Annotated in this window: 11 protein-coding genes; 4 read left to right on the top strand and 7 right to left on the bottom strand. The window is 35.5% G+C overall.

Features of this window, described 5'->3' with window-relative positions; all coding sequences use genetic code 11:
• Positions 1–30: 30 nt before the first annotated feature.
• From IEV85_RS09415 to IEV85_RS09425, 3 genes are all read left to right on the top strand, one after another.
• Positions 31–978 carry a YihY/virulence factor BrkB family protein gene (locus tag IEV85_RS09415; RefSeq protein ID WP_188462618.1) on the top strand — a complete coding sequence of 316 codons (948 nt, stop codon included), beginning with the start codon at positions 31–33 and terminating at the stop codon, positions 976–978.
• 522 nt (positions 979–1,500) lie between these two features.
• Positions 1,501–2,496: an L-glyceraldehyde 3-phosphate reductase gene (gene mgrA, locus IEV85_RS09420; RefSeq protein ID WP_188462620.1), complete on the top strand. Its 996-nt coding sequence runs from the start codon at positions 1,501–1,503 to the stop codon at positions 2,494–2,496.
• Between the two features lie 37 nt (positions 2,497–2,533).
• Positions 2,534–3,913 carry a sialate O-acetylesterase gene (locus IEV85_RS09425; protein WP_188462622.1) on the top strand — a complete coding sequence of 460 codons (1,380 nt, stop codon included), beginning with the start codon at positions 2,534–2,536 and terminating at the stop codon, positions 3,911–3,913.
• 31 nt (positions 3,914–3,944) lie between these two features.
• On the opposite strand, the gene IEV85_RS09430 is transcribed toward IEV85_RS09425, so the two are convergent.
• The 7 genes from IEV85_RS09430 to IEV85_RS09460 all read right to left on the bottom strand — a co-directional run bounded on the left by IEV85_RS09430 (position 3,945) and on the right by IEV85_RS09460 (position 13,220).
• Positions 3,945–4,913, bottom strand: coding sequence for a type I phosphomannose isomerase catalytic subunit (locus tag IEV85_RS09430; RefSeq protein WP_188462625.1), 969 nt, complete (start codon positions 4,911–4,913; stop codon positions 3,945–3,947).
• Between the two features lie 44 nt (positions 4,914–4,957).
• Positions 4,958–6,232, bottom strand: coding sequence for a glycoside hydrolase family 26 protein (locus IEV85_RS09435; RefSeq protein ID WP_188462627.1), 1,275 nt, complete (start codon positions 6,230–6,232; stop codon positions 4,958–4,960).
• Positions 6,229–7,422, bottom strand: a complete 1,194-nt coding sequence (locus IEV85_RS09440; RefSeq protein WP_188462629.1) for an AGE family epimerase/isomerase — start codon at positions 7,420–7,422, stop codon at positions 6,229–6,231. The genes IEV85_RS09435 and IEV85_RS09440 overlap by 4 nt, the downstream gene beginning before the upstream one ends.
• Positions 7,419–8,615, bottom strand: coding sequence for a glycoside hydrolase family 130 protein (locus IEV85_RS09445; RefSeq protein WP_188462631.1), 1,197 nt, complete (start codon positions 8,613–8,615; stop codon positions 7,419–7,421). The genes IEV85_RS09440 and IEV85_RS09445 overlap by 4 nt, the downstream gene beginning before the upstream one ends.
• A 9-nt stretch (positions 8,616–8,624) precedes the next feature.
• On the bottom strand, positions 8,625–10,463 hold the full coding sequence (locus tag IEV85_RS09450) for a sodium:solute symporter family protein (protein ID WP_188462633.1): 1,839 nt from the start codon (positions 10,461–10,463) through the stop codon (positions 8,625–8,627).
• Positions 10,464–10,482: 19 nt separating this feature from the next.
• A complete protein-coding gene (locus IEV85_RS09455; RefSeq protein ID WP_188462635.1) occupies positions 10,483–11,694 on the bottom strand; it encodes a glycosyl hydrolase in 1,212 nt (403 codons plus the stop codon).
• Between the two features lie 152 nt (positions 11,695–11,846).
• The gene (locus tag IEV85_RS09460; protein ID WP_188462637.1) at positions 11,847–13,220 is read right to left on the bottom strand and encodes an AGE family epimerase/isomerase; all 1,374 of its coding nucleotides are present in this window, start codon (positions 13,218–13,220) and stop codon (positions 11,847–11,849) included.
• Positions 13,221–13,408: 188 nt separating this feature from the next.
• Between IEV85_RS09460 and IEV85_RS09465 the strand changes: the two genes are divergently transcribed.
• Complete coding sequence (locus IEV85_RS09465) at positions 13,409–15,907, top strand: glycoside hydrolase family 9 protein (protein ID WP_188462639.1); 2,499 nt, start codon at positions 13,409–13,411, stop codon at positions 15,905–15,907.
• Position 15,908 lies beyond the last annotated feature (1 nt).

Genomic DNA, 15,908 nt, shown 5'->3' on the forward strand with positions numbered 1-15,908 from the left:
AAACTGCATTAAGTAATTTTAATACAGAAAATGAATAGCAGGTTAGCCAATAATCACCTAAACAATGCGATGAATCTCAATAATATTAAAACCTTTTTTAAGCTGCTTAAGCGAACAGGAAAAAAATGGATGGCCAGAGGCCCATTTAGAGAGGGGCCTATTATAGCTTATTATGCCATTTTTGCTTTACCAGGTTTGCTTGTGGTATCTATTTCAATTGCCGGCTACATTTTTGGAAATGAAGTGGTTACTGGCGAACTGCATGCTCAGATTTCAGATGCGATCGGTGAAAGTACAGCGGACTCTGTACAGGCACTTTTGAGAAGATCCCTGGAGACAGAAGATTCAACATGGGCAAGTATTTTAGGTTTTGCCACTATTTTAATAGGTGCTACTACTGTTTTTGCTCAGCTTCAGCAATCCTTTAATAATATTTGGGAGGTTGAAACCGATAAACAAAAAACCGGGGTTTGGCCTTTTATAAAAACTAGGTTATTTTCCTTCGGACTCATATTATCTATTGGCTTTTTGCTTTTAGTTTTTCTTTTACTTTCATCTCTTCTATCAGCTTTTGGAAATTGGATTCAACAGTATTTCTCAGAATCTATTCTCATTTTGGTGAAAATACTGAACATATGCATTTCTTTAGGAGTAATTACTTTGCTATTTGCTCTTTTATTAAAAGTATTACCTGATGCGAAAATAAGGTGGCGTGCTGTTTGGATTGGTGCTTTTATGACCGCTTTGCTTTTTGTACTTGGAGAAACAGCGCTAGGTTTTTATTTCGGAACGGCCGATCCAGGTTCAGGTTATGGGCCGGCAAGTTCTGTTGTGCTTATTTTACTATGGACATCCTATTCTGCAATGATTGTTTTTTTTGGTGCGGAATTTACGAGAGTGTATTCAGATTATCATTATGGTAAAAGGGAGCCTTCAGACCATGCACAGGAGAAAAAAAGCATAAGTACAGATAATTAATGTGGTAGCATTTTTCTGAATTTTACCTTCCTTTTCTAAACTGGAATTTCTGACAATTCTGTAAGCTTTAAAAATGACTGTAAAGGCAGGATTAGCCGTTATTTACTAGTATAAGCTTTAATCAATTTCTTCAAAAATATATTAGAGCGAAATGGTTAATTAATTAAAATAATGTGTTTAAAAGCTGCTATTTTTAGTCTTTTACTGTATTTCTGCTTTAAATCGACTTAAAAACAGCCTTATTAGGGTTAACTCCGTAAATATTCTTTATATTTAGCTCAATAATTAAGGTAAAAGCAAATCACTTTTATACCTTGACTATTTTAGTATTTAAGCAGAACTACTATTTGAATTTATAGTATCTATTGTTCATCAACAAACTTGTTCTGGTGAGGAAGTTTAACTCTTTAAATAAGGGGAAGAATAGGTATGAAACCTTGTTTTGTAAAATAAATAGATGCTATGGATTAAGTATTTGGTAACTCTATAAAAAGACTGAGACTAAAGATTGAAAATATACGCATGAAAGAACAGTACATAGCTGATGAGCAGCGTTACGAAAAAATGACTTACAGACGGTGTGGCAAAAGTGGCTTAAAGTTACCTTTGCTTTCATTGGGATTATGGCATAATTTCGGAGGAAATGATGATTTTCAGAATGCCAGAGAAATTTTGAGAACTGCATTTGACAATGGTATTACTCATTTTGACCTGGCCAACAACTATGGGCCTCCGTATGGCTCAGCTGAAGAGAACTTCGGCAAAATTTTAAAGCAGGATTTCGCCCCTTATCGGGACGAATTGCTGATTTCAACGAAGGCAGGTTGGGATATGTGGCCGGGACCGTATGGCAACTATGGCTCAAGAAAATACTTGATTTCCAGCCTTGATCAATCTTTAAAACGTATGGGCTTGGATTATGTGGATATCTTCTATCACCACAGACCCGATCCTAAAACACCTCTGGAGGAAACTTTAAAAGCCCTGGATCATATCGTGAGATCTGGAAAAGCCCTTTATATAGGTATTTCACAATATAGTGCAGTCGAATCTCAAAGAGCAATTCAGATGTTAAAGGACTTAGGTACACCTTTGTTAATTCATCAACCACGCTATAGTATGTTGGACAGATGGGCAGAGGATGCTTTGTTAGAAGTTTTAGGAAATCAGGGAGTGGGAAGCATTGCTTTTTCACCTTTAGAACAGGGTATCCTTACCGGGAAATACCTCAATGGCATTCCGGATGACTCGCGAGCAGCCAAAGAAGGTATTTACTTACCATCAGATAGAATTACACCTCAATTGATTAAGAAAGTAAAGCGTTTAAATGAAATAGCTGCTAATCGAAATCAGAGTCTTGCACAAATGGCAATTGCCTGGCTATTGAAGGATCAGAGAATAACTTCCGTTTTAGTAGGTGTTAGCAAGCCTTCTCAATTGATGGACAATATTGCTGCTTTAAACTATCTTCATTTTGAAAAGGATGAACTTCAAGCGATTGAAGAAGTATTAAAATAATACAGTATATATATCACTTTCACAATTAAATAAAATAATGATTAAATACATTTTGATAGGTGTAAACCTTATGTTGATGTTAAGTTTCAATTCTTTTGCCAATATAAGTTTACCAGGTATCTTCTCCGATAACATGGTGTTACAAAGAAATGCTGAAGTGAAGATATGGGGCTGGGCAAAAGCAATGGAAGAGGTTATTTTGAGCAATTCCTGGAACAACGAACAAATAAAGACAAAAGCTTTGAATAGCGGGTATTGGGAATTATTACTTGCAACCCCTGATATTCGAGGAGCCCAGGAAATAAAAATTTCAGGATATAATGAAGTTACATTAAAAAACGTGCTTTTAGGTGAAGTTTGGCTTGTTTCCGGTCAGTCTAATATGGAGTGGACTTTTAATTTTGGGATAGATCATAAAGAGGAAGCTTTAAAAATGGCTGAAAATAGTCAGTTAAGGTTCTTTTCTGTGGATCACAGAAGTGCTGATTTTCCACAGCAGGATTTGGCAGGTAAATGGGAAGTCGGTTCTGTTGACGCGATGAAAAATTTTAGTGCTATCGCTTTTTTCTTCGGCCATAAATTGAGTAAAGAGCTAAATAATGTGCCCATTGGTTTAATCAATTCCAGCTGGGGAGGAACACCTGCCGAAGTTTGGATGCCTGCCGAAGTAATTGAAGAAAATGCGGAACTCTCTGAAGCGGCTAAATTGTTACCGGACGTGGAATGGGGACCTAACACCCCTGGTTTTCTCTACAATGCCATGATTGCACCACTTATTCCTTTTAAATTAGCCGGCATTCTCTGGTATCAGGGGGAATCAAATGTTGATAATGTGCAATATTATCAAAAAATGTTTTCAAGCTTAATCCGTTCCTGGAGAAAAAAGTGGGGAGAAGAAATCCCTTTTTATTATGCGCAAATTGCTCCCTATAGCTATGGTGAAGGAAACAAAGGTGTAAAAGTGAGAGATGCTCAAAGAAGAGTTGATTTACCTGGTACCGGAATGATACTTACCTCTGATATAGGTAATATCAAAGATATTCATCCTAGAAATAAGATGGGGGCTGGTAATCGATTTGCTGACCTGGTGCTACATGAAGTGTATGGTAAAAGTACACAACCTTATGCGCCTGCCTTTCAAAAACTTGAAGTGCAGGGAAATAAATTAGTTCTTCATTTTGAAAATGCAGAGGGGTTATATGTTCCCAAAGATAGAAAAGAGAGTCAGTTTGAAATAGCAGGAGAAGACAAGAAGTTTTACACTGCAGATTATACTATCAAGGAAAACAAGGTGATCTTGAAGTCTAAAAAGGTTAAAAACCCTGTATATGCTCGTTTTTCATGGGGAGATATATTGGAGTCTAACCTTTTTAATAATGCTAATTTACCTTCAAGTAGTTTTACAACAGAGTATTAAGCTGTTGTAAAACTATTTGGATTGGCTTACATTATACGTATACTTCCAGTAATTCGCAGTCTTCAGATTGAAGAATTACTTCTTTATTCTGAGCAGGAATTAAAATGGTTTCACCTGCCTCAATCTTTTCAATATTGTTATTTATCTCAATTTTGGCTATACCACTAATGCACATATAAATAATGAAAGAATCGATTGAGCTATAATTTTTTGTAAGTTGCTTTGTGAGGTGAATATAGTTGGTGGTGAAGTATTCACATTTAGCTAAATTATTCGATTGGTTTTCATCCTTACTATAATGAAGTTGATAATCATCCTTCCTCTCAAAGTCAATAGCATCTAAAGCCAATTCAGTATGCAGTTCTCTGGCATTTCCTTCGTCATCCACTCTGTCCCAATCGTAAATACGATAAGTGATATCTGAAGTCTGCTGAATTTCAGCTAAAAGAACTCCCGCACCAATGGCATGTACTTTTCCTGTATTAATAAATACACTGTCGCCCTTTTTTACATTTTCAAAATGAAGTAAGTCTATCAATTGATTGTTATGAAGGCTTTTTAGATACTCTTCTTTAGAAGTGGTCTTTTTAAATCCCACATTAATATTTGCACCTTCATCTCCCTGCATAATATACCACATTTCTGTCTTTCCAAAGGAGTTATGTCTGGCCTTAGCTAAATCATCATTAGGATGTAATTGAACCGAAAGAGCTGTTTTAGCATCAATATATTTGATAAGTAATGGGAATTCCGGACCAAATTTCCGGTAAATTTTATTACCTAATATTTCCTCTTTGTAAGTTTCTAATAAGGTATTTAATGATTTGCCTTTTAACTCTCCATTTGCCACAACTGAAATATTACCCGGAACTCCTGAGATTTCCCAGCTTTCCCCAATATTATTTCTATCGCTTTTTTTGTTGAATAGGGTAGTTAATTTATTTCCTCCCCATATTTTTTCTTTAAGAACTGGTTCAAATTTCAGTGGATAATTAAGCATAAGAATAATTTATTATTAAGGTTGATCAAAATTAATTGATCTGCTTAATTTAATCTAATTCTCGCAGCCATTTGTTCAGGAAATGAATACATATCTGGCATATTCTTGAGAAGTAATACATCTTCTTTCAGAGAAAAATCTATAAAATCTTGTTCCCCGGGCATTCCAGGAGTGGGTACTGTGTAAGAATCTGTATAATTTTGCCAAAATATCATATATGCTATTTCAATATTGTTAGCAGTTAGCACTTGATAAATGTTCTCAGTGTAAAAATTTTCTGTCAATGAATTTTCAAAAGGGTTAACAAAATATCCTGTTTCTGTAAAAGCAGCTACTTTAACTTTTTCGAGGGCAAGGTCAGATACTACTTTTAATTTCTCGTTGGCAATAGAAATTCCCACTTCATCTTGCGAAATAATATCGCCATAATTGTCCATGCCTACTACATCCACATATTCATCACCAGGATAACGCGACAAATATGCTTCTTTAGATAAGTAGCTATTATCTGGCGAAAAAGCATACAAAAAATTATGTACTTTCAGTTCATCTCTTAAATACTCAACAGTAAACCTCCACACTTCTTTAAATTCTTCAGGAGTTGAATAAATGTTTCCCCACCAAAAGAAGTCTTTATCAAATTCATGAAAGGGTCTGAAAATTACAGGTGCCAATGATCCATTTGCTCCAATAAAGTTTTGGGCAACTTGTGCTACTTTTTGTAATTTAAGTTTATAGTATTCATGATTCTCGCCACCTGGCAGGATACTTTTAAAAGCATTAAATTTTTGAAATGAGGTCATTTCACTGGTATAAAAAGATTTTCCTTCATAAGGCTCCCTGAAATGCCAGCAAAATGTATTAATCATTCCCTGATTATAAGCAGAAATAGCATCGCTGGTGATCTTTAATTCCTGTTGATAAAACCAGTTTTCAGGATTCTCATTATTTTGGTCATCTGTGATAAACATGAAGTCAGACCCTAATAGGCCTGGATTACTACCTGTAGTTTTTTTCATATCTGCATCTCCGGCTAAATTTTGATAGAATGCAGCGAGAGCATCTTGCTGGCCTACTACAAAGCTTGTTTCAGAGTTTATTTTAAGGTTGTAAAATAGAGCGACTGTTTCAGGGGTAGCCGCTGGATCTACCATAAAATTTGTAGTTTCTTCTGGCTGTAGAATAAACCTTTCTTCATCATTTGGTTCAGGATTTTCCATTTCCTCTTCAATAGAAGGCTTAATAGTTTCGTCATCCTTATTGCATGCTGTAAGTATAATAAATGAGAGAAATAAGCAGATGTAAAGTGTTTCTTTCATGGCATTTTCTCTAAAAGTATCATGCAAGCGCGTGAATTATGATAAGGACATTTCCACATGCCCAATTTATCTTCACTAGAGTAGGGCGTATTTTTATTATCTACTCTGAAAAACCATTCACCATTTTGGTGGTCAATGATATTTTTTTTAGTGAAATCCCATATTTGATAGATTGCATTAAGATATTCTGGTTTTGGCGAATTTTGAAAAGCATAATATAATCCCAACATTGCCTCTGCCTGTGGCCACCAGTGTTTGTCTGTATCTGTATGCCCTGTAGCAAGATCATGTTCATTGATAACACCATTGCTTGTTACTGCCTCTTTTATAAATGTATCGGCTACTGGGCCAGAGATACTTTGCACTCTTTTTAATAAACCATTATTATTGATTGCTTTTGCTGCTTCAATTAATAACCAAATAGCCTCTATGTCGTGGCCATACGAAATTTTACGATCCAAATTATTCCAATCATTATCAAAAAAGAGTTTGAAATGCTGATTTTCAGGATTATAAAAATGGGTTAGGAACAAATTAATCAATTGTTCCAGTGCTTTTTTCACCTCCGGTTTGTTCGTGACAGTATATAATGTTGTATAAGCTTCCAGTAAGTGAAGGTGAGTATTCATTGTTTTAGAAGCATTTAAATCCTTCTCACTTAGTCGCATATCTGCAATAGGCTTCCAATTACGATCAAAAGCTTCAAAATACCCTTTATTTACATGGTCGAAAGCATTCTCTTCTATAAGCTTAAAAATTTCTAGTGCTTCCGTAATAGCTGAGTTATCCTTGCTAATTAAATAGTATTCAGATAAGGCATATATGGCAAATGCTTGAGCATAAATCTGTTTTCGTTTATTGATAACACTTCCTTCTGCATCAAGCTCCCAATAAAAACCTTTAAACTTCTGGTCTTTAAAATAATTAATAAGATAATGAAAAGCCCTCTTTGCATATTGGGAGCTGATTTTGTCTTTACTATTTTTTGTGTAAGCAGAAAAGGTCCATAATATCCTGGTATTGAGTATTATACCTTTAGATGCATTAGGAACCAATTTATTGTCATGATTTCTCTGTCCTACAAAACCTCCATTTTCTTCATCCGGACTAAACTTCTGCCAATAGTCAATAATATTCAGCAATTCTGCCGACAGTTCATATCTCAATATTTTTGTATTATATAAAGTCATTCACCCATTGACTTATTACTATCCACTAAGCGGATGATATTTTTTACAGAAGTTTCAGAAATGAATTTATCTTCCGGGGTATTAATAACGTAATCAATAAGTTTATCTAAAGATGAAACGGCAACATGTGACCTGGTATCGGAAGAGGCATAATAAATGAAAAGCCTTCCATCATCATCCAAAATCCAGCCATTACAAAATAGCACATTAGGTACATCTCCTACAGTTTCTTCATAATTAGGGGCCATGAAATAACCTGCAGGCTGATAGATTACTTTAGAAATATCATTAAGATCGGTCATAAAAAGATACAGAGTATACCTTAATCCTCCTGCGGTATTTCTTACGCCATGCGCCATATGAAGCCAGCCTTTTTCAGTTTTAAGTGGGGCAGGGCCTAAGCCATTTTTCATTTCATAAATAGTATGATATTTTTTTTCATTTATGATTTTCTCATCTTCAATTACAGGGTTTTCCATACTTTTTACAAACCCTAAACCAATTCCTCCGCCTTGTCCAACTTCAATAAAACCATCCTGAGGCCTTGTATAAAGTGCATACCTGCCATTTACAAACTCAGGATGCAATACTACGTTTCTTTGCTGGTCAGCCTCTGAAATTAAATCAGGAAGTCTTTCCCAGTGAAGTAAATCTTTTGTTCTCGCTATTCCTGCATTAGCTATTGCTGCTGTTGTATCATTAGGTTTGGAATGGTCCTTCCTTTCTGTACAGAAAATACCATAAATATATCCATCTTCATGCTGTATCAGTCGCATATCATAAACATTGGTATCGGGCTCTTGTAACTGAGGCATTACCACAGGTTTTTCCCAAAATTCAAAGTTATCTACCCCATTAGGACTTTCAGCAATTGCAATAAAAGATTTTCTGTCCTTTCCTTCTACTCTCACCGCCAGCACGTACTTATCCTTCCATTTAATAGCGCCAGGATTAAAAGTCGCATTAATTCCTATACGCTCAATGCCGAGTGGATTTGTTTCCGCATTAAAATCATACTTCCAGAATATAGGTGCGTGCTCTGCTGTTATAACAGGGTTCTTATACCTGGTGAATATCCCACTAATATCGTTAATAGGGGAGTTAGCTTTTTGAATAACACTAAGATGGTGATCCAAAAGTGCCTGATAATTTGCTATTTTATGAGGGGCTTTCCTCTCTTCTTTTAATTTCATGTCTTTTAGTTATTTGACAGTGATATCTTTTTCATTTTTAATATTATTCCACCAATTCTTTTTCAGAATTACAATGCATGCAGCAATGACTATAATTGAATATAAAACATTCATATTTTCATGCAGTATGAAATAAATAGGGAGCACTACTAAAGCAGTTTGAGCAACAATGCCAATCATTACATTAAACATATCCCTCGAAAAGCCTTTGTTTTTACTAAATTCCGGGTATTTTTCTTCTACCTTTTGAAGAATTGGTTTCCAGAATCCCCACGGTTTAGTTTTATAATAAAAGTTTATTAGAACTTTCTCATTGGTGGCTGGGGCTGTATAAGTTCCTATAATTGCTCCAATAAATGAGATTAATAGAATAATCGGAAAATAATAAAGATCCAGTGTTTCAGTAAATATGGGAAAAATCAATGCTGGAAGCATTCCGGAAAGCATTCCCCAAAAATAGCCGTTGCCATTAAATCTCCACCAATGCCATTTTAAAACATTGGAAACTACATAGCTACCATAAAGGGCGGATACAATCCATTGTAAAATTGAATTGACATCTTGCACAAAAAAGCCAAGAATTATGCTAAGTAATACTACAACAATACCACTTCTGTAATTCATCTGTTTAACTTTTTTAGCGCTGGCCTCAGGATTATAGTGCTTCAGATAAATATCATTAACAAGATAGGCTTGTGCAGCATTTAAGGTACCGGCAAAAGTGGACATGAAAGCAGCCAATAGTCCTGCAAGAAGTAGTCCTAGCAGACCGACTGGCACAAACTGTTGTATAGCAGAAGGTAATACTTTTTCAAAATCAATTATACCCGCAGTAGTTAAATTAAGCTGTTCATAAAATAATAAACCCAAAACAGCAAAACCACCTACCATTAGGTAGCGTGTTGGAATTAATACAGCTATTGAAAAAGCGCTCATCTTTGCAGCTTCTAAAGGAGATTTTGTAGAGAGAATTTTCTGCATATCATAATTAGGTGCAGGACCTGCTATACTTGAGAGAATTCCTTTAAATAGCATAAGCATAAAAAATAGGCCAAAAAGAGAATAACCATCAGATGCAATTTTTTCATTAACTTCAGTGATAATCCCTGACCAATCCATATTTAATTCCCAATTAAAAAGAGGGTTGAGCCATCCATCAGGAACATTTAGAGTATTTACTGCCATTGCCTGCCACGCAATAATGGCAATTGCAATTGAAGAAATAGTCATAATGGTATACTGTAGTAAGTCTGTCCAAACAATCCCGGACATACCTCCTAAAACTGAATAAAATACAGCGAAAAGCGTAAATATTGTTCCGTAAAGATGGGGAATATATTTTGCAGGAACATTAAATGGGATGTATTGACTAACAATTTCCCAGGGAATAAAAATCTCCGTGAATTTGCCTAAGCCTATAAAGCCGTATGCCAGAAACCCCAGGCAGCTTAATATAGCAAATACAACAATAATAGTATGTGATCTGCGCCCCCCGATTCCATTATCAAACCTAAATAAAATCCATTCTGCTCCGGTAGTAACTTTTGATCTTCTCAGCCAAATTGATAAGTAAACCATTAGAAATACTTGGTTAAAAACAGGCCAAAGCCAGGGAATCCAGATGCTTTTAAATCCATATATAAATGTTATTGTTACAAGCCACATAGTTCCGGAAATATCAAACATTCCTGAGGCATTAGAAAGACCAAGCATATACCAGGGCAAATCTTTCCCTCCCAACAGGTAGTCGTCTTTACTCTTTTGAGCTCTCTTTCTGAGGGCTAGTCCAATAATTACAGTACCTAAAAGGTAAATAAGTATAATGGCAATGTCTAAGCCTTGAAGCATTCAGTTTTCGAGTTTAAAATTAAATTTTTTTAAGTTGATCCAGTAATAATATATCATCGCTTTGAACGAAATTTTTAAAGTCATTCTTAGCACTATCACCCTCATAACTGGCAAAAAAATGTTTGTAATTAGCATTTCTCCAAACCAATACCCACGCTATTCCTGAGTTTTTTATTGCCGGGTATAATGATTGAGTCCACCAGTCTTTCTTGTTGCTTCTTGAAATATTTCCTGTTTCGGATAGCACAAAGGGCTTATCAATCTCTGCTGCTTTCTTTTTAAGAATTGCTAAATTATTGTTGAGATCTACCATAAATGTAGAGTCACCATTGTGATTGTAAATATCTACACCAATAATATCAACAAACTCATCTCCCGGATAGTAAAGATCAAACTCCTGAGGATTTGCCAGGGTATTAGGGCTAAATGCAAATAGAAGATTATTAACCCCGTTCTTCTGAAGAAGCTTACATGTTAGCTTCCATAGTTTTCTGTATTCTTCAGGAGTGCAACTAGCAGCTCCCCACCAGAACCAACCACCATTCATTTCATGATAAGGCCTAAATATTACCGGAATAGCTTTATTGTGTGTATCCTTGAGTGATTTAAAAAAGACAGATAATTTATCTATCCATTGAATGTAGGTCGAATGATACTTTCCACCTTCAAGAATGTGGGTTACTGCATGGCTTGTATCCCATGAGGAACCATCTGAGGCAGGATTATTCGGATGCCAACTCATAGTAATTATAGCTCCTTTTCTGTACATGCGTTGTACATGGTCTTTTATAAGGATGAACGAAACAGTATCCAGGTTTTCTTTTTTATCCAACTCCAGATGTCCAAGGTCAAAGCCAATTACTGAAGGGTAACTTCCAGTTACTTTTTTAACATCGCTTTTTACACTTAAAAATGAGATAAGCCTGTCTTCATCTTTCCAGTTTACACCATATGCTGTGGCATCCTGATGACCGAAAGCTATCCCTTTTGTGGGTATTCTTTTAATTAAATCCAGTAATTGCTCTGTTTCAATTGTTTGCCTATTATTTGTAACAAAAGAGCTTTGAGAGAATACGTTTGCATGAATTACACAAAATAATGCAGTTAAAACTACACCTAAAAACCTGGGTTTTAAAAGCCTAATAGCATGGAGGGATATAATATGCAAGGATTTCATTGAGATATTAAAGGAGTCAAAGTTCAAATGCATCCAGCATTTTATTAACTTCATAAAATGTATAATTCAAAATTAAGTGCTGTTTGATTATTAATATAATATGATTTTGTCATTTATTGATCAGATTCTTTCTGTAAAAACAAAAGGGAAGAATCCAATAATTTATTAAGTAACATCATCATAATAAAGCCTTCAATTCGGTTCAGCTATTCATAAATATCCCCATTTTTTTCTTCTTTTAACATACTTGAAATATTGGTAATAGCTCTGAAATTATGATAGTTAGCTTTCCAGATATGTCCTTTTAATGCCAATTTAGCGTCTGGGTTTTTATCTATACCCCATTCATACCATCCTCCATTTGAGCTGTCTACCATGTATTTCCTAGTGTAATTCCACAATTCATCAAAATAGCCTTTGTAATTTATGCTATCGTTAGGGAATTTTCGAGACATAATTAATAAAGTATTGAGTGCCTCTGCTTGCGACCACCAGTTTTTTTGCTCATTTAATATAGTAATTGAATCTTCATTCTGAAGGTAATAACCTCCATCATATAACCCCCCCAGCTGATTATCCCATCCAGTGAGGATAGCGTGATCTGTCATCCTTTTAGCTATATTTAAAGTAACCGTATCATTTTTGAGTTTCAAAGTATGAGATGCTTCAAGTAATAAATATGCTGTTTCAATGTCATGTCCAAACGAAACATGGTCAAGGTAAAAGTGCTTTTGGATTGTTTCTAATGATTCATTTTTGAATGTTATGGGAGTCCAATCAGGCTGAAAAAAAAGATGCATATAACCTTTATCAATAGTAATGGTATCTCTTATTAATAGTAGTAGTTCTTCAAGTCTTTCTGATAATAATTCATTTGGCCAAACTTCATAAAGTGTTGTAAAAGCTTCCAACAGATGAATAGAACTATTTTGATCTTTATAACCTAAGTCAGAAGTAGAATTTTGATCTTCTGGTCTTATATGTGGGGTACCATCAATATCCAATGATTGATAATATCCATTATGTATGGAGTCATGGCTATGTTCCTCTAACCACTGAAATGTTTCTTTTGCAAGTGATAAAGCTTCCTCGTTTTTAGTAGCTTTATAATAAGTAGCTAATCCGTAAATAGCGAAAGCATTTCCGTAAGCAGTTTTTTCCTGTCCTTCGCTTAATAAAACAGGTATGCCCTGTTTGTTCACTAAGCTATGAAAGCCACCATATTCTTTATCCCACATTACATTTTTTAAAAAATAAAATCCATGAGCAGCCGCTACCTTATAAAGTGAATCGCTTGGGAAAAGCATTATTCCTTTAGAGCTGGTCCATAAATGACGTGATTGAGTAACAATCATTTTGTTATGACGCTCACCTAATTTAAAATCGTAGGTAATGTCACTGTAATACCCTCCATCTTCTTGATCGATCACAAGCGGATACCAATTTGACAAGACAACACTTATGGCTTCATCAAATTCGGTTTGTTGAGTAGATTTAGTATCATCGTTATTTTTCTCAGAACATGCTGTTATTACAAGAATTGTAAGCAAAAAAAGTTTAAGAATGTTATAGTATTTCATATTTGACGATAATTTTTAAAAACTAAAGATATATGATTAGAAGTAATTAAAATTATTTTGAAAAAATGCTATTCTAAAATGACAAAATAGTATAAAAGTATAGCTAATCATTCCCATACTTTTATGTTTTAATCATTTTTTTGAAATCGTTTGCAAATAAATTAACTATATTCAATAAATCTTAATCAATGAAACTTAAGCATTTTATACATTTAATTATTCTATTTCAGTTTTATGTTTTTTCTGTTTCAGGCCAAAATTCTATATCTGAACATTTTGTATTAAATGAATTGGAATACCTTCAAATAAGAGGAGTAAATGTAATGCTGGCCCATGACTTTTATCCTGAAAGTCATCAGGGAGGTGTAGGTATAATCCAGAATGGTTTGAGGGTGGCTACAAATGGTGACCTTCGGTTAGAGCAAGCTCCTGGACAATGGCAACCTGTGCCAAAAGTAGGAAAAAGGATAGTGAATAGAGAGCAACAGGAAATTAGTGTAAAGATGGCGTATCCTGATCCCGATAAGAATAGGAAAGGTTTTAACCCAATAATTTATCCTGATCTGGATTTTTCTTATACCTTAAAAATAAAGCCAAAAGGAGAGTCATTTGAAATTATTGTAGACCTGGATGAGCCGCTACCGGAGGAATGGGTAGGTAAAGTAGGAATGAATATTGAGTTATTTCCAGGCATTCTGTTTGGCAAATCGTGGTATATGGACGATGATTTTGGTATTTTCAACAGACAAGCCAACGGTCCTGGCGCTTATAACAAGGAGGGTGGCTATGAATTAGATGTAATGTCTACTGGAAGTGAATTGGTAGTAGTTCCTGAAGATGAAAAGCAAACACTCAGCATAAAAAACCTTAATGAAAATAAATTGCAGCTGCTGGATGGAAGGGCCCGGCATAATAATGGATGGTTTATAGTGAGATCGCTTGTACCTGCTGGTGTTACTAAAAATGCCATTCACTGGTTAGTTACTCCTAAGGCGCTAAAAAATTACTTATATAAACCAGTAGTTCAGGTTTCTCAAGTGGGCTACCATCCTCAACAGTCCAAAAAGGCTATTATTGAAACTGATGTAAATGATCAGCAAATAAATGAAGCCACATTAATGCAGGTTAATAAAAATGGAGGCTTTACAGAAGTGCTATCTCAAAAGCCGGAGCTTTGGGGTAAATTTCTACGGTATCAATATTATACATTGGATTTCTCTGGTGTGAAAGAGCCAGGTATGTATGTCGTAAAATACGGTAATTATACTACTGAGCCTTTTCAAATTAGCAAGGATGTTTTCGAGAGAAATGTTTGGCAGCCCACTTTGGAATATTTTTTACCAGTACAGATGTGTCATATGCGCGTAGCTGACCGCTACAAAGTATGGCATGGCCGCTGCCATTTAGATGATGCAAGAATGGCACCTACTGATCTTAACCATTTTGATGGCTATTTGCAGGGAAAAGAGACTTTAACAAGTTTCAAATCAGGAGAAATGGTTCCAGGACTGAATGTTGGAGCATGGCACGATGCTGGCGACTTTGACCTTAGGGTGGAGTCTCAAGCCGCCACTATCCATGGTTTGTCACACATTTACGAGATTTTTAAAGTAGAATATGATAATACTTCAATTGATCAGGAATCCAAAAGTGTTGAAATTCTTCAACCTGATGGGAAAAATGATTTGCTTCAGCAAATAGAACATGGAGCACTTTCCATAGTACGCGGGTATCAATCTATGGGACGTCTGTACAGAGGAATAATAGTTCCTACCCTAGATCAGTATGTTTTATTAGGAGATCCTGTGAATCATAGTGATGGGAAGTTTTTTGATCCTAAAAATGTTAATGAAAATATTCCAATAGGTGAACCTGGTGCTCCTGATGACAGGTGGGTTTTCACTGAGGATAATCCTGGAAGAGAACTCTATACTGCAGCAGCTCTAGCTGCCACTTCAAGAGCTTTAAATGAATTTAATCCAGGCTTAGCCAAAGATTGTAAGCAAATTGCAATTGAACTATGGGGAAAAACCGATTCAAATAATCCTCTTCACAAAATAAGCCTCGCAGTTGAATTACTAAGGACTACAGGAGATGATAAATATCTTAATTTTTTGGTTGAGCATCAAAAACTTATAGCTGATAATATTTCACAAGCAGGGTATATAATTGCTCCTGTTTTTTCATGGGTAAAAAACAAGCCTTTCAAAAAGAAAATAAAGGAGGCAATTACAGCCTACTATAATGAAGTGACTTCCTTAGAACGAAAAAATCCTTACGGCATTCCGTATGAACCAAATATTTGGGGAGCAGGTTGGGGCATCCAAAACTTTGGAGTAAAGCAATATTTTCTCCACACTGGTTTCCCCGACATTTTTCCGAACACCTATGTTTTAAATGCTATGAACTTTATACTCGGGGTACATCCCGGAGTAAATACTTCTTCATTTGCTTCCGGTGTAGGCTCCCGATCTCTCACTCAGGCTTATGGAATTAACAGAGGAGATTTTCATTATACTCCGGGCGGCATTGGTTCAGGAACCGCCCTTATTCGTCCCGATTTCCCGGAGTTGCTGGAATGGCCATTTTTATGGCAGCAAACCGAGTATGTTTTAGGTGGTGGAACAACCGATTATATACTCCTGGTTCTGGCAGCGAACCAATTGCTAAATAGTAAAAAACAATAGC

Source organism: Marivirga lumbricoides (assembly GCF_014636295.1).
Classification (GTDB): Bacteria; Bacteroidota; Bacteroidia; order Cytophagales; family Cyclobacteriaceae; genus Marivirga; species Marivirga lumbricoides.

Coding starts and splice junctions, on each gene's coding strand:
- IEV85_RS09415 (WP_188462618.1), top strand. CDS start 31: ATGAATAGCAGGTTAGCCAATAATCACCTAAACAATGCGATGAATCTC.
- IEV85_RS09430 (WP_188462625.1), bottom strand. CDS start 4,913: ATGCTTAATTATCCACTGAAATTTGAACCAGTTCTTAAAGAAAAAATA.
- IEV85_RS09455 (WP_188462635.1), bottom strand. CDS start 11,694: ATGAAGTTAATAAAATGCTGGATGCATTTGAACTTTGACTCCTTTAAT.
- IEV85_RS09450 (WP_188462633.1), bottom strand. CDS start 10,463: ATGCTTCAAGGCTTAGACATTGCCATTATACTTATTTACCTTTTAGGT.
- IEV85_RS09445 (WP_188462631.1), bottom strand. CDS start 8,615: ATGAAATTAAAAGAAGAGAGGAAAGCCCCTCATAAAATAGCAAATTAT.
- IEV85_RS09435 (WP_188462627.1), bottom strand. CDS start 6,232: ATGAAAGAAACACTTTACATCTGCTTATTTCTCTCATTTATTATACTT.
- IEV85_RS09440 (WP_188462629.1), bottom strand. CDS start 7,422: ATGACTTTATATAATACAAAAATATTGAGATATGAACTGTCGGCAGAA.
- IEV85_RS09460 (WP_188462637.1), bottom strand. CDS start 13,220: ATGAAATACTATAACATTCTTAAACTTTTTTTGCTTACAATTCTTGTA.
- IEV85_RS09465 (WP_188462639.1), top strand. CDS start 13,409: ATGAAACTTAAGCATTTTATACATTTAATTATTCTATTTCAGTTTTAT.
- IEV85_RS09425 (WP_188462622.1), top strand. CDS start 2,534: ATGATTAAATACATTTTGATAGGTGTAAACCTTATGTTGATGTTAAGT.
- mgrA (WP_188462620.1), top strand. CDS start 1,501: ATGAAAGAACAGTACATAGCTGATGAGCAGCGTTACGAAAAAATGACT.